At 65.6% G+C, this 19359-nt stretch carries 19 protein-coding genes; 11 read left to right on the plus strand and 8 right to left on the minus strand.

Translation table 11 applies throughout. The annotated features are described in order from the left end of the window. Both KYC_RS11880 and KYC_RS11885 read left to right on the plus strand, forming a co-directional pair. Positions 1-249 (plus strand): DUF4148 domain-containing protein (locus tag KYC_RS11880; protein ID WP_008162361.1); only part of this gene is annotated, 249 nt, incomplete at its 5' end. 151 nt (positions 250-400) lie between these two features. Then, a complete protein-coding gene (locus KYC_RS11885) occupies positions 401-997 on the plus strand; it encodes a TetR/AcrR family transcriptional regulator (RefSeq protein WP_008162362.1) in 597 nt (198 codons plus the stop codon). 101 nt (positions 998-1098) lie between these two features. Here KYC_RS11885 and KYC_RS11890 read toward each other — a convergent pair whose 3' ends face one another. The 3 genes from KYC_RS11890 to KYC_RS11900 all read right to left on the minus strand — a co-directional run bounded on the left by KYC_RS11890 (position 1099) and on the right by KYC_RS11900 (position 5162). After that, positions 1099-1953: a cysteine hydrolase family protein gene (locus KYC_RS11890; RefSeq protein ID WP_008162363.1), complete on the minus strand. Its 855-nt coding sequence runs from the start codon at positions 1951-1953 to the stop codon at positions 1099-1101. A 280-nt stretch (positions 1954-2233) separates the two neighbouring features. Continuing rightward, positions 2234-2851, minus strand: a complete 618-nt coding sequence (locus KYC_RS11895; protein WP_008162365.1) for a TetR/AcrR family transcriptional regulator — start codon at positions 2849-2851, stop codon at positions 2234-2236. A gap of 136 nt (positions 2852-2987) precedes the next feature. Next, positions 2988-5162 (minus strand): malate synthase G, encoded by a 2175-nt coding sequence (locus tag KYC_RS11900; RefSeq protein ID WP_008162366.1) that lies wholly within the window; start codon positions 5160-5162, stop codon positions 2988-2990. Positions 5163-5401: 239 nt separating this feature from the next. Here KYC_RS11900 and glcC point away from each other — a divergent pair, with 239 nt between their 5' ends. Then, complete coding sequence (gene glcC, locus KYC_RS11905; RefSeq protein WP_008162367.1) at positions 5402-6166, plus strand: transcriptional regulator GlcC; 765 nt, start codon at positions 5402-5404, stop codon at positions 6164-6166. Positions 6167-6188: 22 nt separating this feature from the next. Here the strand turns inward: glcC and KYC_RS11910 are convergent, their stop codons facing one another. The 5 genes from KYC_RS11910 to KYC_RS11930 form a co-directional block, all read right to left on the minus strand. Beyond that, entirely contained in the window at positions 6189-7307 is a 1119-nt protein-coding gene (locus tag KYC_RS11910; protein ID WP_008162371.1) for a saccharopine dehydrogenase family protein, read from the minus strand. Positions 7308-7508: 201 nt separating this feature from the next. Continuing rightward, positions 7509-7904, minus strand: coding sequence for a DUF4148 domain-containing protein (locus KYC_RS11915; protein WP_081478021.1), 396 nt, complete (start codon positions 7902-7904; stop codon positions 7509-7511). A gap of 364 nt (positions 7905-8268) precedes the next feature. Further along, positions 8269-8670: a DUF1090 domain-containing protein gene (locus tag KYC_RS11920; protein WP_008162376.1), complete on the minus strand. Its 402-nt coding sequence runs from the start codon at positions 8668-8670 to the stop codon at positions 8269-8271. Positions 8671-8815: 145 nt separating this feature from the next. Continuing rightward, positions 8816-9742: a 4-hydroxybenzoate octaprenyltransferase gene (gene ubiA, locus KYC_RS11925; protein WP_008162378.1), complete on the minus strand. Its 927-nt coding sequence runs from the start codon at positions 9740-9742 to the stop codon at positions 8816-8818. A 90-nt stretch (positions 9743-9832) separates the two neighbouring features. Further along, a complete protein-coding gene (locus tag KYC_RS11930; RefSeq protein ID WP_008162380.1) occupies positions 9833-11029 on the minus strand; it encodes an aminotransferase-like domain-containing protein in 1197 nt (398 codons plus the stop codon). A 145-nt stretch (positions 11030-11174) separates the two neighbouring features. On the opposite strand from KYC_RS11930, the gene KYC_RS11935 reads away from it, so the two are divergent. From KYC_RS11935 to KYC_RS11970, 8 genes are all read left to right on the plus strand, one after another. Further along, the gene (locus tag KYC_RS11935; protein ID WP_008162382.1) at positions 11175-11660 is read left to right on the plus strand and encodes a GAF domain-containing protein; all 486 of its coding nucleotides are present in this window, start codon (positions 11175-11177) and stop codon (positions 11658-11660) included. A 322-nt stretch (positions 11661-11982) separates the two neighbouring features. Continuing rightward, positions 11983-12897, plus strand: coding sequence for a 4-hydroxy-tetrahydrodipicolinate synthase (gene dapA / locus KYC_RS11940; RefSeq protein ID WP_008162387.1), 915 nt, complete (start codon positions 11983-11985; stop codon positions 12895-12897). 100 nt (positions 12898-12997) lie between these two features. Then, entirely contained in the window at positions 12998-13783 is a 786-nt protein-coding gene (locus KYC_RS11945) for a sterol desaturase family protein (protein WP_008162390.1), read from the plus strand. After that, entirely contained in the window at positions 13783-14691 is a 909-nt protein-coding gene (locus KYC_RS11950; RefSeq protein WP_008162392.1) for a fatty acid desaturase, read from the plus strand. Before KYC_RS11945 ends, KYC_RS11950 begins: the two co-directional genes overlap by 1 nt. A 34-nt stretch (positions 14692-14725) precedes the next feature. Then, the gene (locus tag KYC_RS11955; protein ID WP_008162393.1) at positions 14726-16657 is read left to right on the plus strand and encodes a StlD/DarB family beta-ketosynthase; all 1932 of its coding nucleotides are present in this window, start codon (positions 14726-14728) and stop codon (positions 16655-16657) included. Next, positions 16654-17550: a DUF6999 family protein gene (locus KYC_RS11960; RefSeq protein ID WP_008162395.1), complete on the plus strand. Its 897-nt coding sequence runs from the start codon at positions 16654-16656 to the stop codon at positions 17548-17550. The genes KYC_RS11955 and KYC_RS11960 overlap by 4 nt, the downstream gene beginning before the upstream one ends. Before the next feature lie 125 nt (positions 17551-17675). Further along, positions 17676-18959 (plus strand): putative Na+/H+ antiporter, encoded by a 1284-nt coding sequence (locus KYC_RS11965; protein ID WP_008162397.1) that lies wholly within the window; start codon positions 17676-17678, stop codon positions 18957-18959. Between the two features lie 205 nt (positions 18960-19164). Next, a partial coding sequence (locus tag KYC_RS11970) for an FmdB family zinc ribbon protein (RefSeq protein ID WP_008162400.1) occupies positions 19165-19359 on the plus strand: 195 nt, incomplete at its 3' end.

The following is a 19359-nucleotide window of genomic DNA, read 5'->3' on the forward strand; positions in this document are numbered from 1 at the left end:
GCCGGCGAGCTGGACTATCCGCCTCCCCTGAACACGCAAAGCACGGTGACGCGCGCCCAAGTGCAGCAGGAATTGGCCGCCGCCCGCGCCAACGGCGAACTGGAGTACGGCGAAGAAGGCTACGCCGCCACCGCGTTTGCCCATGCCGGCGACAAGACCCGCGCCCAGGTTCAGAAAGAGCTGGCCGCCGCGCGCAACCAAGGCCTGACCGACAGCGGCGAGCTGGACTATCCGCCCGTGCAAGGCTAAGCAGATGGCAGTCAATGCGGACCCCGGGGGGCGGGATCTTTCCCGGCCGGGGTTCGCAGGCAGTTCGGGCCACGCCAGATGGATACCCCGAGGTATCCCGTCAGGGCCGATCCCGATGACGAACCGACCTATTAGTAGGTAATATTCAGCCATGGACACCCCGACTTCCAACACCACTCGCGAACTGCTTCTGGCGCACGCCGAGAAGCTGATCCGCACGCGCGGATGCAATGGCTTCAGTTACCGCGACCTGGCTGAGCACGTGGGCGTCAAGACGTCCAGCATCCATTACTACTTTCCGGGCAAGGACGACCTGCTGTACGAGGCGGTCGAAGCCTACAGCTCGCGCGCGCTTGGCTCGGTGCGCGCCATTGATACCTCGCTGCCCGCGCAGGCGCAGCTTGAGGAATACCTGTCGATGATGGAAACGCGCGCCTGCGGCGCCGGAGAGCTCTGCCTGGGCGGCATGCTTGCCGCCGACATCATGAGCCTGTCCGATCGCGTGCGCGGGGCATTGCAGGGATTTTTCCGTGCCCATGAGGCCTGGCTGGCCCGGGTTCTGGCGGAAGGCGCCGAGCAGGGCACGCTGAAGTTCTCGGGCACGCCCGAGGCGGCGGGCCGGGCGGTGTTCGCCACCGTGCAGGGCTGTCTGCTTGTGTCGCGGCTGTTCCAGCAGCCGCCCGCGCTGTGCGAGGCGATCAGCGCGCTCTACGTCGAGTGCGAAGGCAAGACCGAAAAATCCGCCTGACGCGCGCTGCGCCGCCGCCCGCGCCTATTCGCCATACGGCCGCCTTGCGCACGCAGGCGGCCGTTGTCATTGGGGCCCCGAATGCGAGCGTCAGCCGGCGCTCAGGCCAGCGCGCGCGCCATGTCCGTGCTGGTGCGCTCCTGTACGCCGAGGTCGCGCATGCGCTGCAAGAAGGCCGCCTGCGCGGGGGCGAAGCCGGCGACCGGGCTCATGCAGTCGGTCAGCACCACGATGCGTGACAGATTGCCGCCAGGCAGGTGTTCAGCCAGGTGCTCGACGGTGGCCTTGACGCAGTGGCTGCCGGCTTCGCCCGCGACGAGGATGAGGTCGGCGCGGTCCAATGCGTCGAGCAGGCTGCGATTGAGCTGGCTGCGGGGATCGTCGGGGTCCGGCACTTCGGCCATCAGCGCGCTGTAGTGTTCGGTCCAGGGGTTGGCGCCCTTAGGCACCTTGCGGACGATGAACTGGCGTTCTTCCTCCCAGCGGCCATACGCGGCCCGCACATCCGCGTGCACGTTGTGGCCCCAGGTGCCGATTTCGCAATGCACCGGCCATGCCATCAGGGTGTAGCGGCCGCGGGCCTCGAGTTCATCCAGATAGGAAAGCGTGCGCGGCAGGTCGTCGTCGTGCCGCGGCACGAATTCTCCCGCGCGCACCTGCGCCGCCGTGATGGGCGTGAACGGCGCCACGGACTCGTCGTTGTCCGCCCGCCAGAAGGTCGGGTGCGCAATGTCCAGCCGATGGTGTGAATCCAGCGTCACGGTGATGGAGGTGAGGGCGTGGGCCGTTGCGTCGATGAAGCTGGCCAGCCGCAGCATGTCGGCGTGCGCGCCGGCGACAGGAAGCGCGGGCTGGACGGCAAGTCCGGTCAGCGGGTCCCGGGGCAGATAGGCGTCGGGCAGATCGCAAAAATCGTTTTGCGGGTCGACGATCAGCAGATGAATGGAACGCGGCATGGAGTGGCAGGCAAGAATGCGGAACAGGGATCGGGGCGCGGCCGTTCATCAGATCATGTCGCGCGAGTCGATTCAGCGCGTTCCGGTCCTAGAACAGCACGAGATGATCGGCGCGGTCCGGCAGTTGGCGCAGCAGCGCGCGCCATTGGCGCCAGACGATGGCCGATGCGCCAATGGCGCCTACGGGAATAAGAATCCACATGGCATGCTCCTGTCAAGATTCGCACGGCCGTGCGAAATTTAGGGGAAGAAAAGCCGGCCCAGGCCGGCGAAATGGGCGCTACCCGATGTACTTGAAACTGCGGTAAGTGGAAATCAGGCGTTCATAAGCCGCCTTCACCCGCTCGTGCGCCTTGGGATCGCGCAGAAAGCGGGCGTCATGCATCAGGCCGACCATCAGGCTGTAGACCTCGAACACCAATTGTTCTGGATCCGTGTCAGGCCGCAGATGGCCGGCCTCGAGGGCCTGGTTCACCGTGCGGACCATCGCGGCCCGCCAGCGTTTCAGATTGTGTTCCAGCACGCTGCGCAACGGAGACTCGACGTCGTCGTACTCGAACGCGCCGGCCACATAGATGCAGCCAGTCATCGTCTCAACATTGCTGGCGCGTTCTATCCACAGCGAAACCAGCGCATTCAGGCGCGGCAGGCCGCGGGGATACGCCATGGCGGGCGTGAATACCGCGTCGATGAAGCGACGGTCGTACTCGTCCAGAACAGCTTGTTGCAGGGCTTCCAGCGAGCCCACGCGCGAGAACACCCCGCTCTTGCTGATGCCCAGCCGCTTGGCGACCTGGCCCAGCGAGAGGCTTTCCATGCCTTGCGCCGCGGCCATGTCCAGCGCCGTGTCCACAATGGCTGCCAAGGTGAGTTCGCTCTTTTCGGTTTTCGCTGTCATGAGGCGAATTTAGCACGATCGTGCGAAAAATGCCGGAATTTTTCACCAAAACGATGGGGACGCAACGGGCGATATGCGGGCAAAGAAAAACCGGACGGCAAGGCCGTCCGGTTCCGGGCGCCGCGAGCTGGGGCGTTCAGGCCTGGGCGGCCTTGAACTCCAGGCGGTACTTGTGCAGCAGCGGCTCGGTATAGCCGTTGGGCTGGGTCAGCCCTTCGAACACCAGCGCGCACGCCGCCTTGAATGCCAGCGAGGTGTCGAAGTTGCCCGCCATCGGGCGGTAGAGCGGATCGCCCGCGTTCTGGCCGTCGACGACCTTGGCCATGCGCTTGAAGGTCTCGGTGACCTGGTCCCGGTTGGTGATGCCGTGGCGCAGCCAGTTGGCGATATGCTGGCTGGAAATGCGCAGCGTGGCGCGGTCTTCCATCAGGCCCACGTTGTGGATGTCAGGCACCTTGGAGCAGCCCACTCCCTGGTCGATCCAGCGCACCACATAGCCCAGGATGCCCTGCACGTTGTTGTCCAGTTCTTGCTGGATGTCGGCGGCGGACCATTTGGACGGATCGCCGACCGGGACGGTCAGGAGGCCATTGAGCAGGTCGTCGCGCACGGCGTCCAGGCTGGTGCGTTCGAGTTCCTGCTGGATCGCCTGCACGTCGACCTGATGGTAGTGCAGCGCGTGCAGCGTTGCGGCGGTGGGAGAGGGCACCCACGCGGTGTTGGCGCCGGCCTTGGGATGCGCGATCTTTTGTTCCAGCATGGCCGCCATCAGGTCGGGCATGGCCCACATGCCCTTGCCGATCTGTGCGCGGCCGCGCAGGCCCGTGTCCAGGCCGACGAGCACGTTGTTGCGTTCATAGGCGGTGATCCAGGCGGTGGACTTCATGTCGCCCTTGCGCAGCATGGGGCCGGCTTCCATGCTGGAATGCATTTCGTCGCCAGTGCGGTCCAGGAACCCCGTGTTGATAAAAGCCACGCGCGAGGCGGCGGCCTCGATGCATGCCTTCAGGTTGATGCTGGTGCGGCGCTCTTCGTCCATGATGCCCATTTTCAGGGTGTTGCGCGGCACCTTGATCAGGTCTTCGACGCGGTCGAAGAGTTCGCTGGCGAACGCGGCCTCTGCGGGGCCGTGCATCTTGGGCTTGACGATGTAGACGGAGCCCGTGCGCGAATTCAGCTTGTTGTTGCGGTCCTGCAGCGCGGCCAGGCTGGTGACGACGGCGTCCAGGATGCCTTCGGGGATTTCGCGGCTGTCGCGGTCCAGTACGGCCGGGTTGGTCATCAGGTGGCCCACGTTGCGCACGAACATGAGCGAGCGGCCGTGCAGCGTGAGTTGCGAGCCGTCCGGGCGGGTGTAGCTGCGGTCGGCGTTGAGCTTGCGCGTGAAGGTCTTGCCGCCCTTGGTGACTTCTTCGGTGAGGTCGCCCTTCATCAGGCCAAGCCAGTTGCGGTAGATGTGGACCTTGTCTTCGGCGTCGACGGCGGCGACGGAGTCTTCGCAGTCCATGATGGTGGTCAGCGCGGCCTCGACGACCACATCCTTCACGCCCGCGGCGTCGGTGCCGCCGATGGCGCTGGCGCGATCAATCTGGATTTCGAAGTGCAGGCCATTGTTCTTGAGCAGGATGGCCGTGGGCGCGGAGGCATCGCCCTGGTAGCCGGCGAACTGCGCGGCCGACTTGAGGCCGGTTGCGCCATTGGCCAACGCAATGCGCAGTTGGCCGTTTTCGACGGTATAGCCGCGCGCGTCGGCATGCGAGCCCTGCGCCAGCGGGGCGGCGGTGTCGAGGAAGCTGCGGGCGCGCGCGATGACGGCGGCGCCGCGTTCAGGGTTGTAGCCCTTGCCGCTGTCGCCCGGCGTGGCCGGAATGGCGTCGGTGCCGTAGAGGGCGTCGTACAGGCTGCCCCAGCGCGCGTTGGCCGCGTTCAGGGCGTAGCGCGGATTGGACATCGGCACGACCAGCTGCGGGCCGGCCTGTTGCGAGATTTCGGTGTCGACGTTGTCGGTGGTGGCGCGCACGGCGGCCGGCTGCGGCAGCAGGTAGCCGATGCCTTCCAGAAATTTGCGGTACGCGGCCGGATCGGCGATGGGGCCGGGGTTGGCGCGATGCCAGGCGTCCAGCTCAGCCTGCAGGCGGTCGCGTTCGGCCAGCAAGGCCCGGTTCTTGGGGGCCAGATCGTGCACCAGGGCCGCGAAGCCCTGCCAGAAGCCGTCGGCATCCAGGCCGGTGCCGGGCAGCGCTTCCTGTTCGATGAATTGATTGAGATTGGCCGCCACTTGCAGGCCGTGGTGCTGGATGCGTTGAGTCATGCGGTTCTCTGGCGATGAGTAAGGCTGGCCGGCGCGGGGCGCCGGGTGGATCTGTCCAGACATCATCGTTCGGGCTTGTGCCGATGTCCATACGAAAACTTGCTGGTCATACCAGTTTATTTTTCCGGTCCTGGGCGGGATGGAAATTTTTGTGTTGTTATATCAGCCACTTACAGTGGAGTTGTCGCTCGGCACGGATTTGTATCCGTGCATGGTCATACCACTGGCACGGAGATCGCATGTACGCGGAAACAGAAGAGAAGCCCCGCCAGGTGGCGGATGAAGTCGCTGAGCGGATCGAACGCCTGATCCTGGACGGCGTGCTCAAGGCCGGGCAGGCCCTGCCATCCGAGCGGCGCCTGACCGAAAAGCTGGGTGTATCGCGCACGGCGCTGCGCGAGGGGCTCAAGCTCTTGCGGGCGCGCGAGATCATCCACACGGCGCAGGGCAAGGGCTCGTTCGTGGCGCAGATCTCGAAAGTGGATGCGGGCCCCTTGATGCATCTGTTCAATTCGCAGCCGCGAACGTTGTACGACCTGCTGGAGGTGCGTTCGCTGCTCGAGGCCGAGTCGGCCCGGCTGGCGGCCATCCGTGGCACGGAGGCGGACTTCATCATGATCCGGCGCCGCTACGACGACATGGTGGCCGCTCAGGGCGCGGCCACAGACACGGCGACGCATGCGCATCTGGACCATGCCTTTCACCTGGCCATTTGCGAGGCCTCGCACAATCCCGTGCTGGTGCATACGCTGCAATCGCTGACGGACCTGCTGCTGGGGTCGGTGTTCGCATGCGTGAACAACCTGTATCACCGCGAACCTGAGAAGCGGCAGATCGACCGCCAGCACACGCGGCTGTTCAACGCGGTCATCGCGCGCCAGCCCGAGCAGGCGCGCAAGGCCGCGGCCGATCATGTGGACAGCGTGCGCCAGAGCCTGTCGGACATCGAACAGGAAGAGCAGCGCCTGGTGCGCGCAACGCTGCGCCTGGAAGGCTGGACGTAGCGTTGCGCGCCCGGCCGCTACGCTAGCGGTCGGCCATCGCGTTGCAGGCCAGAGCGAGCGGCTTGCCCGCGTAGATCCGGCCGTAGCGGTTGTTCAGCAGGACCTCCAGGTCTATCGCTTCCTGGCCCACGAAGCCTTGCTGAGGCAACACGCCCTGCGCCACCAGGTCCAGCGCGGCGCAGATGCCCGCGGCGGTGGAAAGCTGGATGGCGCTCAGGCGGTGGCCGTCGACTTCCGCGCCGAACACGCGGATCGGATAGGACTCTTCTTCCAGACGGCCGTGGCGGTAGCCCGATGCCGAGGCCTGGATCACGATCACGTCCTGTTCGGTGGTGGGGATGGCGGATTCGAAAATGTCCTTGAGCAGGTCGCGGCGGTCGCGCAGGCGCAGGTCATTGAGAAGCAGCTTCATGATGCTGCAATGGCCGGGATAGCGCACCGACTTGTAGTCCACATTGCGCGCACGGCCCAGCAGCGTGGCGGGTAGCGTGCCCAGGCCGCCCGAGGTGTTGAAGGCCTCGTATTCCACGCCGTCCAGCGCAAAGGTTTCATAGCCTTCCAGCGCGGGCACGGTGGTGAGCTGGCCGTCGACGATGGCCTCGCAGGGATTGCAGTATTCGTTGATCAGCCCCTCGGTGCTCCACGTCAGGTTGTAGCGCAGGCTGTTGGACGGATAGCGCGGCAGGGCGCCGACGCGCATGCGCAGGTCCAGCAAGGTGTCGAAGCGGCGCGCCAGCGCATTGCCGACGATGCCGATGAAGCCGGGCGCCAGGCCGCATTGCGGCATCAACACGCTGCGGGCGTCCTGCGCCAGCGCCTGGATGGCGTGGGTGCTGGCCACGTCTTCCGTCAGGTCGAAGTAGTGGACCCCCGCCTTGGCGCACAGGCCGGCCACCGCGATGGCGCGATGGAACGGCAAGGCATTGACGACCGCGTAGGCGCCTTCGATGCAGCGCGCCACGCTGGCGTCGTCGCCGATCTGTCGGGTCTCGCAGCCCAGCCCGGCCAGCACCGCCAGGCGGCCTGCATCCTGGTCGGCGACCAGCACGGAATAGTCGCCGCTGCGCTCCAGCATCAGCGCGATGGCGAAACCGATTTTTCCGGCGCCCAGCAGAACAATGGGCTTGGTGGTGGTGGACATGGTGCGGCTCCTGCATGTGAGAGGTGGGGAAGTGGCCTCATCCTATGCGGGAGCGCTGTCGATTTGTAGAGATTAAAGTGTCGTAACGGCTGTACTTAACGTCAATACGACTTAATTTAAGGTCAAAACGTCAAACAAAAGCCCTCCGGCTTTTGGCCGGAGGGCTGGGCTGGGGCGGCCGGGGCCGGTGCGGCCCGCGGATCAGCTACCCAGGTGGGGGGGATAGTCGAGGTTGCCGAAGGTCACCAGGCCTTCAGCCTTGGCCTGCGCCAGCTGCGATTGGACTTGGCTGCGGGTCAGCGACGTGGCGGATGCCGACGCGGCGACGGGCGGGTAGTCCAGATTGCCGAAGGTGACTTCGCCGGCGTTCTTGGCTTGTTGCAGTTCGGCTTGCACTTGTTGCGAGCTCAGGCTGGACTTCTGCGCGATGGCGGCGGGGTAGCCTTCTTCGCCGAAGGTGTATTGGCCCGAGGCCTTGGCTTGTTGCAGTTCGGCCTGGACCTGGGCGCGGGTGGGGCCTTGGTCGGCTTCGGCGGCTTGAGCGCCGGCGGCCAGAACGGACATGGACAACATCAATGCGGTAGCAAGGGTTTTCATGGCAGACCTCCGATGTCTTGTGAGCTTGGGATCCGAACCGCTGGCCTGATTGCCTGGGGTTCGCTTGCTGTGTCCCGATGAGATGCATTCTGTGCTCAAAGATGCCTGGGATAAACCCTTATTACCTGAAAACATCTTTCCAAAATCAATGCTAATCCGGTTCCATCTAGCCAAATGGCGTCATGGGTGGTGATATTTCCATTGGATGACACAGGCCGCGGCCCCGGGGGCAGGCCCGGGGTCATGGATTGGGGAGCAGCGGGGCGGGGCGATGCGCGGTCTCCGCGTAAAGGCGGGACCGGCAGAGGGAGGGGAAAACGTCGTGGTGCAACCCGGGCAGGGCGCCCGGGCCGTCAGGCGATCTTCAGCGATTCAAGTCGGCAAGCGCGGCGTCGTATTCGGCCTGGGCCTCCTGCAGCTTGCGCTGGGCCTTGTCGATCTTGTCCTGCTTGCCCTTGGCGCGAGCCTCTTTCAGTTCCTGCTGGCGTTCGGCCACTTTGGATTGCTTTTCGCGGACGTCGGCTTCGCGCTGCGATTGCAGGCGGCTGTCGGTGCAATTGGCCTTGGCCTCGGCCAGGGCCTTGCGCAGACCGGCCTCGCGGCGGCTGTTGTTCTGCGCCTGGGCGGCGGCGATGTCGTTCTCGATCTGGCAGAACTTGGCGGCGCAACCACGCTGCGCGGAGCAGTCGGCGGCGGCTTGCGCCGGCAGCGCGCCAAACAGGGCGCATGCGGCGGCAGCAGTCAGGGATTTGATCAAGGCGGGCATCAGGTGTCTCCGTGGCGTATTGCGGAACCGCCATCATCACCCGAGCCGGTATTGCCTGCAATGCGCGGATTCAAGCTTGAAGCGCGCAGACGGCGGCGCGGGCGTCCCGCGGCCGCCTCGGTGGCGCAGGATCAATGGCGGCGCATCAGCGGATCAGAACGCCGGCCAGCGCGGCAACGACCAGCAGCGCGCCCAGCCACAGATTGGCGCGGAACAGCATGAAATTGCGGTCGGGCCGCTGGATGTCGAACACCTTCAATTGCCATGCCAGATGCGCGGCGACGGCGACCATGCCCGCCTGGTAGGCCCACGACAGGCCCATCGCATATCCGCCCCAGGCCCACAGCGCGACGGTGCCAAGATAGAAGCCGCCGATCCAGAGCTTGCCCTGGTCGCCAAAGCGCATGGCGGTGGAATGCAGCCCCAGGCTGCGGTCGTCGCGCACATCCACGTAGGCATAGATGCTGTCGTATCCCACCTGCCAGAGCACCGCGCCCAGCCACATGGCGATAGCGGCCAGCGGCACATGGTTCTGCGTGTCGGACCAGGCCATGAGCATGCCCCAGTTGAAGCAGATGCCAAGCACGACTTGCGGCCAGTACGTGACGCGCTTGCACAGCGGGTAGATGAAGACGAAGGGCAGCACGGCCAGCGCCAGCCAGCGGCTCATTTCGTTCAGGAAGAACAGCAGCGATCCGCAGACCAGCAACTGGCCCAGCAGGAACCACACGGCGTTCTTCATCGAAAGCTGGCCGCTGGTCAGGGGGCGGAAGCGGGTGCGCTCGACGTGCTTGTCGAAGTTGCGGTCGCACATGTCGTTGACCGTGCAGCCGATGCCGCGCATCAGCAGTGCGCCAAGCGAGAACACGATCACGCGTTGCAGGTCGGGCAGGCCGCCAGCCGCCTGGACCAGCGCGGCGATCGCGGGCAGCAGGGTCAGCCAGGTGCCGATGGGGCGATCAAGACGGCAGAGGCGGGCGTAAGGCCGCCACGACTTGGGCAGCCAGCGTTCGACCCAATCGGTGAAGACGATGTCGCTGAGGTCGGAGGGGGATGGATGCGAAGCGCTCACTGTCACAGTCAAGAATCGGTCGGGAAAGCCGACAGCATAAAACAACGGCCGGGCATTGCGCCCGGCCGCAGGCCATCGGGGGCGGGACTTTTACTCCGCCTTCAGCAGCTTGCCGAGGATGGCGATGCCGGTGCGGATCTTGTCTTCCGGCACCGTGGCGAAGCTCAGGCGCAGCGTGTTGCGCTTGCTTTCGCCGCAGTAGAACGGCGCGCCGGGCACGAACGCCACGTTCTGCGCGATGGCCTTTTCCAGCAGCTTGGAGCTGTCGATGTGCTCGGGCAAGGTCAGCCAGATGAACATGCCGCCTTCCGGCTTGGTCCAGGTGACGGTGGACGGGAATTCCTTCTGGATGGCGTCCAGCATGCACTTGCCCTGGGCGCGGTAGATCTCGCGCACGTTGGGCAGGTGCTCGGCCAGGAAGCCGTCTTTGACGATCTCGTACACGGCCATCTGGGTCAGCGTGGGCGTGTGCAGGTCGGTGGCCTGCTTGGCTTGCACCAGCTTGTTGATGAGGGCGCGGCCGCCGGCGATGTAGCCCAGGCGCAGGCCGGGGGCCAGAACCTTGGAGAACGTGCCCAGGCGCACGACGTTGGCGCCGTATTCCTTGGCCAGCGCGATCAGGCCCGGCTGCGGTTCGCCTGCGTAGCGCAGTTCGCCGTAGGGATCGTCTTCGATGATGGTCAGGTTCAGTTCCGCGGCGCGCTTGACCAGCGCGATGCGGCGTTCCAGGTTGAGCGTGCGGCCCGTGGGGTTCTGGAAGTTGGGCAGGGCGTACAGGAAGCGCGCGCCATCGGCCAGTTCAGGGGTGATGGCTTCAGGGATCAGGCCGCCTTCATCGGTGGGCACCGGGACGAAATTGGGCTGGTACAGGCTGAACGATTGCAGCGCGCCCAGGTAGCTCGGGTCTTCGACCAGCACCTTGCTGTCTTTGTCGATCAGCACCTTGCCCAGCAGGTCCAGCGCTTGCTGCGAGCCGGACACGATCAGAACCTGGTCGGGGGCGATGCTGGCGCCTGCCGCGTTCAGGTCGTCGGCAACCCATTGGCGCAGGGGCGCGTAGCCTTCGGTCGGGCCGTACTGCAAGGCCGCGCGGCCGTTGGTGGCCAATACCTTGTCGAATGCTGCACGCACCACTTCTACCGGGAAGCCGCCGGGCGCAGGCAGACCGCCCGCGAACGAAATGACTTCGGGACGCTCGGTTACCTTGAGGATCTCGCGGATGGCGGAGCTGGTGAGTTGCTGGGCGCGTTCCGAGAAGGAAAACGCAGGTTCGAAAGGCTTGTCCATGGAGTGCTTCTTGATCAAGAAGGGTGGGGGGAGTGAGGCGTTTGTTAACAAAGTATTGTCCCACACGGTAACAGCCCGGCCCCTTTAATGGCTGGAACCCCTAAAATCACCTGCATCAATAACCGCCTGTACAGTTACATTTCCCATGTTCGAAGCCGCTCCCATCGTCGCCGACTCCAAGGCCGCCCTGTACGCAGAACTGGCCGTCCAGGCGCGCGCGCTGCTGCAAGACGAGCCCGACCGCATCGCCAATGCCGCCAACTTGAGCGCGCTGGCCTATCAGGCGCTGCCCGACCTGAACTGGGTGGGGTTCTACTTCTTCGATGGCAATGAACTTGTGCTGGGCCCGTTCCAGGGCAAGCCGGCATGCGTGCGCATCCCGCTGAATCGCGGCGTATGCGGCGCGGCCGCCAGCCAGCGCCAGACGCAGCTGGTGCCGGACGTGCATGCATTTCCGGGCCATATCGCCTGCGACGCGGCCTCGCGGTCGGAAATCGTGGTGCCGCTGGTGCATCGGGGCGAACTGATCGGCGTGTGGGACGTGGACAGCCCCGTGCCCGACCGCTTCGACGAGGACGACCGCCGCGGCATGGAAGCCCTGTGCGCGGTTTTCCTGAACACGCTGGGCTGAGCGCCCGGGCGCGCCGCGTCGTCGTTGACACCGCCGCGTGCGCCCGGTAGATTTCAGCATCCGTCGCTTCATTTGCGCCTTTCATTCATGATTCATCAGGCCCACCAGACTGCTTCCCGCATCCGCGCCCTTGGCGTGGTGCTGGCTGCCGCCGGCCTGAAATCCAAAAAACAGCCGCTCATCTGACCGGAGCATGCTGTTCCGTCAGATGGGCGACGGAACAGCGGCCTCCTGGCGGCGCTTTGGCGCCCCTGCGCGCACCCCCTGACATCCCGAGCACTTCTGTACGGTCCCACCACGGTCCTACCGAAGGAGTGTTCTCATGCAATCTCATCAATCTCTGTTCCAGGGCGTCTGGGTGCCGCTGGTCACGCCGTTCTCCGGCGGCGCCGTCGATGGCGGAGCCCTGCGCCGCCTCGTGCGCCACTACGTCGCGGCAGGCGTGGACGGGCTGGTCGTGTGTGGCAGCACCGGCGAAGCCGCGTCGCTGGACGACGCCGAACAACTCGCCGTGCTGGACGCCGTGCTGGCCGAGGCCGGCGGCCTGCCCATCGTCATGGGGCTGGCGGGCAATCACCAGGGCCACGTGCTGCAGCGCCTGTCGGCATTCGGCACCCGGCCGCTGGCGGGCATCCTGGCGCCGGCCCCGTACTACGTCCGTGCGGGACAGGAGGGCGCTTGCGCCTGGTTCCGCTGCCTTGCCGACGCCTCGCGCTTTCCCCTGGTGCTTTACGACATTCCCTACCGTACAGGCGCCACGCTGGACACGGCGACCTTGCTGGCGCTGGCCGCGCATCCCAACATCGCCGCAATCAAGGACTGCGGCGGATCGCAGGAAAAGACGCTGGCGCTGATCGCCGACGGGCGGATGAATGTGCTGGCCGGCGAGGACCTTCAATCCCTTTCCGTGCTGTGCCTGGGCGGAACGGGCATGATCGCCGCGGCCGCGCACATCCGTCCGGAGCTGTTCGTCGCGATGCATCGCGCGGTGCTGGGCGAGCGGCTGGAGGAGGCAAGACGGCTGTTCCATGCGCTGGCGCCGGTGATCCAGCTTGTGTTCGGCGAACCCAATCCCGGACCGCTGAAGGCGCAACTCGCACGCCAGGGCCTGCTGTCGAACGAACTGCGCCTGCCCATGCTGCCGGCCAGCGCGGCGCTCGCTGCCCGGCTGGACGCCGCCGTGGCCGAGTTGGACCGCCAGTTTCCCGTGGCGATGGGCAGCCTGCGCGCGGCCTGAGGGAATTGTGGCGTCCGGATTCAATTGGAAATATTTGACCTATCTAGAAGCTGACGGATTGCTTATGATGCGGCCATTCTCAGGGTGAAACAAATCCTTCATGGGTCAAGCTTTTGAAGCCTTGTCCGCCTGGCAGGTCATGCTGGCGGGCCTGCTTTTCTTCGGCGGCATCTATCTGGTCTTCGGCGCGGCGACCTGGCTGCTGACCCGGCACATCCTGCCTGCGCTGGGCATCGGCCAGCCGCTGGACCCGCGGCCGCTGGCGCCCGGCCAGTTGCGGCGCGAGTTCGCTCAGTCCGGGCTGTCGATCCTGCTGTTCGGCACCGGCATGATATTTCCGTGGGGCCTGCTGCAGCTCGGGTGGGCGCGGCTGGATCCGAATGCGGGCTGGCAGCAGATCACGTTGGAAATCCTGGCGCTGGTGGCCTGGAACGACGTGCATTTCTGGATCAACCATCGCCTGCTGCACACCAGGCTGCTGCGGCGCTTTCATCTGCCGCACCACCGTTCGGTCGTGACCACGCCGTTTTCGACCTACAGCTTTCATCCCGTCGAGGCGCTGATGCTGGGCAATGTCATCATGCTGCCCATGGTGCTGCACGACTTCAGTTTCTGGTCGCTAGCTTCAGTGCCGCTGTTCAGCCTGTTCTTCAATTGCATCGGGCACGCCAACTACGACTTCTTCCCCAAGGTGTCGTATGCGCACTGGTTCGCCGCCAGCCGCCGGCATCATCTGCACCACGCCTGCTACAACGGCAACTACGGTTTCCAGTTCACGTTCATGGACCGCCTGTTCCGCACGCGGCTGGGCGCGCAGGCCGCCGAGCGCCAGCTGGACGCTTACCGGCAGCGCGAGGCCGGCGCCGGCTTGCGGGGTCCCGCCTAGTGTCGACGGGTCCTGGCCCGCGGCGCGTGCTGCCGGCGCTGCGCAACCGGCGCGACTGGCAGAGCCTTGCCTACCTGGCCGCATTGCCCGCGCTGGCCGCGTGGCAATGGTTCAACGGCTTCTGGTGGCCGCTCTATGCGCTGATGCTGTTCCTGACGCTGGGCATCGGCGTCATCCATCACAACCACACGCACATCAGAATGTGGCGGGGCCGCTGGTCCAATCGCATCACCGATTTCTGGATCACGCTGCTGCAGGGTCATCCGACCTTCGTGTTCTACCCGGCGCACGTGGCCAATCACCACCGCTACAAGCACGGTGCCCGCGATGTCGCGCGCACGTACCGCTTTGGCGGCGATACGAACCATTTGTGGGGCTACCTCATCCACCCGGTCCAGGCCGCCTGGGTGCTGTATCCCTTGTTCTTCGCATGGCTGGGACGGCTGCGCCGGCACTGGCCGGGCGCGTGGCGGTACTGCATGGCCCAGTACGGCGCCTGGCTGGGACTGTGGGCCGGTCTGATGGCCGTGAATCCGGTCAAGGCGCTGGTGTTCGTCATCGTGCCGCAGCTGCATGGCCTGCATTGGCTGCTGGCCACGAACTATCTGCAGCACGCGCATGCGGACGGCGGCCCGCGGCACCTGGCGGGTTTGAACTATGCGCGCAATTTCGAGGGCCTGGTCAACCCGCTGCTTTTCAACATCGGCCTGCACACCGCGCATCACGAGCATCCGCGCGCGCACTGGTCCGAACTGTCCCGGCTGCACAGGGGGCACTACCGCAACCGCGTGCGCCCAGAACTGAATGAACGCGGCCTGACGCCCTACATGTTCCGCGTCTTTGTCCTGGGGGCGTTTGTCCCGCGATTCCGCAGCCGTTCCTGCATGGCGCCCGAGCACGTCCGCTAGCGCCGCATTTCCACTTTTCCACCAGAGATCCGCCATGCCTATCGCGTTTCATCGTGTCTACCTGGAGAGCGCCGGCTATTTCATGCCGGGCGAGCCCGTGTCCAACGAAGCCATGGACAGCTATATCGCGCCGCTGAATCGCATATCCAGCAGGATAAAGACGCGCATCCTGGCCGAGAACGGCATCAAGCAGCGGCACTATGCAATCGACGCCGAAGGGGCGACCGTATTCTCCAACGCGCAACTCGCGGCGCATGCCATCCGCGACTGCCTGCGCCGCCACGACAGCGACCTGTCGGCGGTGTCCTTGCTGACCAGCGGATCCTCCGGCGGCGATGCGCTGATGCCGGGCTTTTCCAACATGATCCAGGGCGAGCTCGCCGCGCCGCCCATGGAGACTCTGTCGGTGCACGGCATCTGCGCGGCCGGCGTTTCGGCCATCCAGGCGGCCGCGCAGGGCGTGGAGATGGGCGGGCACGCCAGCGCCCTTGCCGTGGCCAGCGAACTGCCGTCGCGCCTGTTCAAGCGCTCGCGCTTCGCGGCGCGCGGCTATGACGCGGATTTCGATGCGCACTTCCTGCGCTGGATGCTGTCGGACGGCGCGGGCGCTGTGCTGCTGGGCAACAGCGGCCGGCCCTTGCCCGGCGCTTCCCAAGGCGTGCGCCTGCGCCTGAAATGGGTGCACCAGCGCTCGTTCTCGGGCGATTACCCGGTGTGCATGCAGCTTGGCCTGTCGGCCGACCGCGCCAAGGGGCACCTGGACTATCCCTCCTGGACCGAGGCCGAAGCTGACGGCGCGCTGTCGCTGCGCCAGGACATCCGGCTGCTGCCGCACCTGTTCGATATCGGCATCCACGAATACGCCAAGCTGGTGCGCGATGGCTGGGTGGATCCGGACCAGGTGGATCATTTCCTGTGCCATTACTCGTCGGAGAAATTCATCCCGGTGGTGGAAGACCTGATGGAAAAGGCCGGGCTGGTGATTCCGCGCGAACGCTGGTTCAGCAACCTGGCATGGCGCGGCAACACGGGCGCGGCGTCCATCCTGATCATGTTGGCCGAGTTCCTGGAAACGCGCGAGGTCAAGCCCGGCGAACAGATCTTCTGCTACATCCCCGAATCGGGGCGCTTCATGGCGGCCTACATGCTGCTGGAGGCCGAGGCGATCCACGCCAGCCCGGTGGCCGCCGGCGCGCCCGCCGTGCCGGCCACGCTTGCGCGCGAGGACGCCTCCAGCGGCGACGCCGAGGCGATCGCGCCGCCGCATGACCCGGACATGGCTCCGCAAGGCCTGGGGCAACTGCTGACCGAGCTGGCGGCGATCTGGCACGACTACCGTTCGCGCGTGTGGCGCACGCCCGTGGTCAAGCGCCTGCGCAACCGCCAGTTCCAGACCGCCGACTACCTGAACTGGATGGAGAACTGGATTCCGCAGGTGCGCGAGGGCAGCAAATGGATGCGCGAGGGCGCGGCGTCGCTGTCGGAGCAGTACGCGCCGCTGGCGGCCCTGATCGACATGCATGCGGGCGAGGAGCAGAACGACTTCCAGATCCTGTTCCAGGACTACCGCAGCGCGGGCGGCGCGGTGGACGACATCGACCTCCTGCGCCGCAATCCTGGCGGCGAGGCGCTGAACGCGTATCTGCATGGCCTGGCCGCGACGCGCGATCCGATCGGGCTGCTGGGCGCGATCTACATCATCGAGGGCACCGGGCAGCGCATCGTCCCGGCGCTGTTGCCCTTGCTCAAGGCCAGCCTGAAGCTGCCGCCCGACGCCTTCCGCTTCCTGGAATATCACGGCCACAACGACGAGCATCACCTGGCGCGGTGGCTGTCCGCGGTGGAGCTGGCGCTGGATTGCGATGAAGACGGGCGCGCCGAGCAGCGCATCGTGGACACGGCGCGCCGCACCGCCGCGCTGTACCTGATGCAGTTCCACCACGTGATGGAGGCGGACGCGGCATGAACCAGGAACCCGAATTCCTTGCCAAAGGCCATGATCCGGCCGATCCCAGCCCCTGGCTGGCGCTCTACCTGGACCGCAGCACCCCCTTGCCCGACAAGGTGAAAAAAGCCTGGCTGACGGATTCCAGCTGCGCGTCGCGACAGTATCTGCTGCCATTCCTGCGTCCGCTGGCGCGCGCCTTCATCATCCTGATCCAGGTCGTGAAGACCTTCCTGCCGCGCCGCTGGTCGCATTCCAGGCTGTTGCACCGGATCCTGGCCTGGGGCCTGAAGCGGTTCGTGTCGCCCGAGGCCAACTGGCTCATCCTGCGCCATTTCCACCTGGGGGCGCAGGCGCTGGCCTTCATTGCCGCCAACTCGCCGGTGCAAATCACCACGACGCCGCTAGAGCCGATGGAGATCGACGACCTGAAGGACGAACTCTTCGTCAAGCACGACCTGAACCTGTTCAACTTCGTCATCCGCCTGAACCAGGCCCTGCGCGACGCCGGCGTGGAAATGCATGCGCCGCCGACGGTCGATTTCTCCATGCTGCGGGATCCGCCGATCCGGCTGGAAGACATGCCGCAAGGCAAGCTGAACTTCCTGGACCTGCAGAGCGCCATCGAGCTGTTCACGCCGCTATACCAGCTGATGCTGACCGATAACGATTTCTGGCGCGCGGCCAATTCGCTGCAGCTCGACGAGACCATCGGCATCTACGCGGCCAAGCTGCTTGGCGCGCCGCAACACCTGATCCTGGTCAACAACAGCCATCCCCTGGTGCCGATGTCCACGCTGCGCGCGGGCTATCGCCTGGTGCTGCACGGTCTTTCCACGGAGATGCTGCACAGCCTGCTGATGGAGATGAAGGCGGCCCAGCAGGGCGGGGAGCCGCCGGCGCCGATTGCCTAGGAAAGGCCGCAGAATCAGTGTTGACCCTGCGTTACAGGGGCCGCCCGCTGGGCTATATTGCGACGCTTGCCCGGCAAAGTCCTTGCGGGCAAGCGTCGTGAACCCTGCTTCCGGAAGTTTCCTACATGCCCCAGACCATTGAAGTCATCGCCACTCTCCTGTTCGCCGTGGCGGTCCTTCATACCTTCTCGGTTCCCTTCTTTGCGCGGCTTGCGCATCGTGGCGGGCCGCACGCGGGCATCTGGCATCTGTTCGCGGAGGTCGAGGCCGTCTTTGGCGTCTGGGCCTTTGTGCTGATCGTGGCGATGGCGGCGCTGGCAGGGCCGTCCTCCGCCATCGAATACATGGACACGCGCAATTTCACAGAGCCGCTGTTCGTTTTCGTGATCATGGTGGTGGCGGCAAGCCGGCCGATCCTTGAACTGGTGGGTCTGCTGGTGCGGATCGTGGCGCGGGCGTTGCCCCTGCAGCGCGAGCTTTCGACGTTCTTCGTGGTGATGGCGCTGGTTCCGCTAGGCGGCTCGTTCATCACCGAACCCGCCGCGATGACGCTGGCCGCCATTCTGTTGCGGGACGCTTATTTCCGCACCAGCGGCCGGGCGGGATTCAAGTACCTGACCCTGGGCGTGCTGTTCGTGAACGTGTCGATCGGCGGGGTGCTGACGTCCTACGCCGCGCCGCCCGTGCTGATGGTCGCGACCACGTTCGGCTGGGATTCCAGTTTCATGGTGCAGCATTTCGGCTGGCGCGCCGTGGTGGCGGTCTGCCTGAATGCGGGCCTGCTGACCTTCATCTGCCGCAAGGCGCTGCTGGAGCGATCGGTGGGGACGGGAGGCGGCGTGGACGCCCCGGAGGGCTCGGGCAAGAGGCCGCCCGTGCCGGCGCTGGTGATCCTGGTGCACTTGGCGTTCCTGATCGCTGTGGTGCTGGCCGCGCACCACCCCGCGATTTTCATGGGTCTCCTGATGATGTTCATCGGGTTTTCGGAGGCCTACAAACGGCACCAGGACCGCCTGATGATCAAAGAGGGCCTGATGGTGGGCTTCTTCCTGGCCGGCCTGGTGGTGCTGGGCGGCTTGCAGAAATGGTGGCTGCAGGACCTGCTGGGCGGCCTGGAGCCGTTCGTCCTGTTCTGGGGCGCTACTGCGCTCACGGCCATTACCGACAACGCTGCGCTCACCTATCTGGGTTCGCTGGTGGAGGGCACCAGCGAGACCTGGCGCTACATGCTGGTGGCCGGCGCGGTCACCGGGGGCGGCCTGACCGTGATCGCCAATGCTCCCAATCCGGCGGGCTTTGCCATCCTGAAAAACCACTTTCCGGACGGCAGCATTTCGTCCGGCCGCCTGTTTCTGTCCGCCTTGGCGCCGACGGCGGTGGCGGCCGTGATGTTCCTGCTTCCCGTGTAGGGGCAGGGGCCCGGGGCCCCGAGGCGCGGCCCTCGGGCGTGCGCCGCGGGCCCGCATGCGGCCCCGGACACCGACCCTTCATGAAAAACCGCTAAAATTCAAGACTTTCCCGTATTTTTCCGGCCTTGCCCAGCCGCCGCGCCTTGCGCTTTCGTGCGGCCGAAGGCGGATTTTGATATGCCGGGCTTGCGCCTGGGAGCCCTCGATGCCCATCTACGCTTATAAGTGCAGCGCCTGCGGCCACGCCAAAGACGTCTTGCAAAAGATTTCCGATGCGCCGCTTTCGGATTGCCCCGAATGCGGCCAGAGCACGTTTGCCAAGCAAGTGACCGCGGCTGGATTCCAGCTCAAGGGCTCCGGCTGGTACGTCACCGATTTCCGTGGGAACGGCAGCGGCGGC

Source organism: Achromobacter arsenitoxydans SY8 (assembly GCF_000236785.1).
Taxonomy (GTDB): Bacteria; Pseudomonadota; Gammaproteobacteria; order Burkholderiales; family Burkholderiaceae_B; genus Achromobacter; species Achromobacter arsenitoxydans.

Bases quoted from the DNA above. Each gene is read 5' to 3' on its own strand.
- KYC_RS11885 (WP_008162362.1), top strand. From the start codon at position 401: ATGGACACCCCGACTTCCAACACCACTCGCGAACTGCTTCTGGCGCAC.
- KYC_RS11890 (WP_008162363.1), bottom strand. From the start codon at position 1,953: ATGCCGCGTTCCATTCATCTGCTGATCGTCGACCCGCAAAACGATTTT.
- KYC_RS11895 (WP_008162365.1), bottom strand. From the start codon at position 2,851: ATGACAGCGAAAACCGAAAAGAGCGAACTCACCTTGGCAGCCATTGTG.
- KYC_RS11900 (WP_008162366.1), bottom strand. From the start codon at position 5,162: ATGACTCAACGCATCCAGCACCACGGCCTGCAAGTGGCGGCCAATCTC.
- glcC (WP_008162367.1), top strand. From the start codon at position 5,402: ATGTACGCGGAAACAGAAGAGAAGCCCCGCCAGGTGGCGGATGAAGTC.
- KYC_RS11910 (WP_008162371.1), bottom strand. From the start codon at position 7,307: ATGTCCACCACCACCAAGCCCATTGTTCTGCTGGGCGCCGGAAAAATC.
- KYC_RS11915 (WP_081478021.1), bottom strand. From the start codon at position 7,904: ATGAAAACCCTTGCTACCGCATTGATGTTGTCCATGTCCGTTCTGGCC.
- KYC_RS11920 (WP_008162376.1), bottom strand. From the start codon at position 8,670: ATGCCCGCCTTGATCAAATCCCTGACTGCTGCCGCCGCATGCGCCCTG.
- KYC_RS11930 (WP_008162380.1), bottom strand. From the start codon at position 11,029: ATGGACAAGCCTTTCGAACCTGCGTTTTCCTTCTCGGAACGCGCCCAG.
- KYC_RS11935 (WP_008162382.1), top strand. From the start codon at position 11,175: ATGTTCGAAGCCGCTCCCATCGTCGCCGACTCCAAGGCCGCCCTGTAC.
- dapA (WP_008162387.1), top strand. From the start codon at position 11,983: ATGCAATCTCATCAATCTCTGTTCCAGGGCGTCTGGGTGCCGCTGGTC.
- KYC_RS11945 (WP_008162390.1), top strand. From the start codon at position 12,998: ATGGGTCAAGCTTTTGAAGCCTTGTCCGCCTGGCAGGTCATGCTGGCG.
- KYC_RS11955 (WP_008162393.1), top strand. From the start codon at position 14,726: ATGCCTATCGCGTTTCATCGTGTCTACCTGGAGAGCGCCGGCTATTTC.
- KYC_RS11960 (WP_008162395.1), top strand. From the start codon at position 16,654: ATGAACCAGGAACCCGAATTCCTTGCCAAAGGCCATGATCCGGCCGAT.
- KYC_RS11965 (WP_008162397.1), top strand. From the start codon at position 17,676: ATGCCCCAGACCATTGAAGTCATCGCCACTCTCCTGTTCGCCGTGGCG.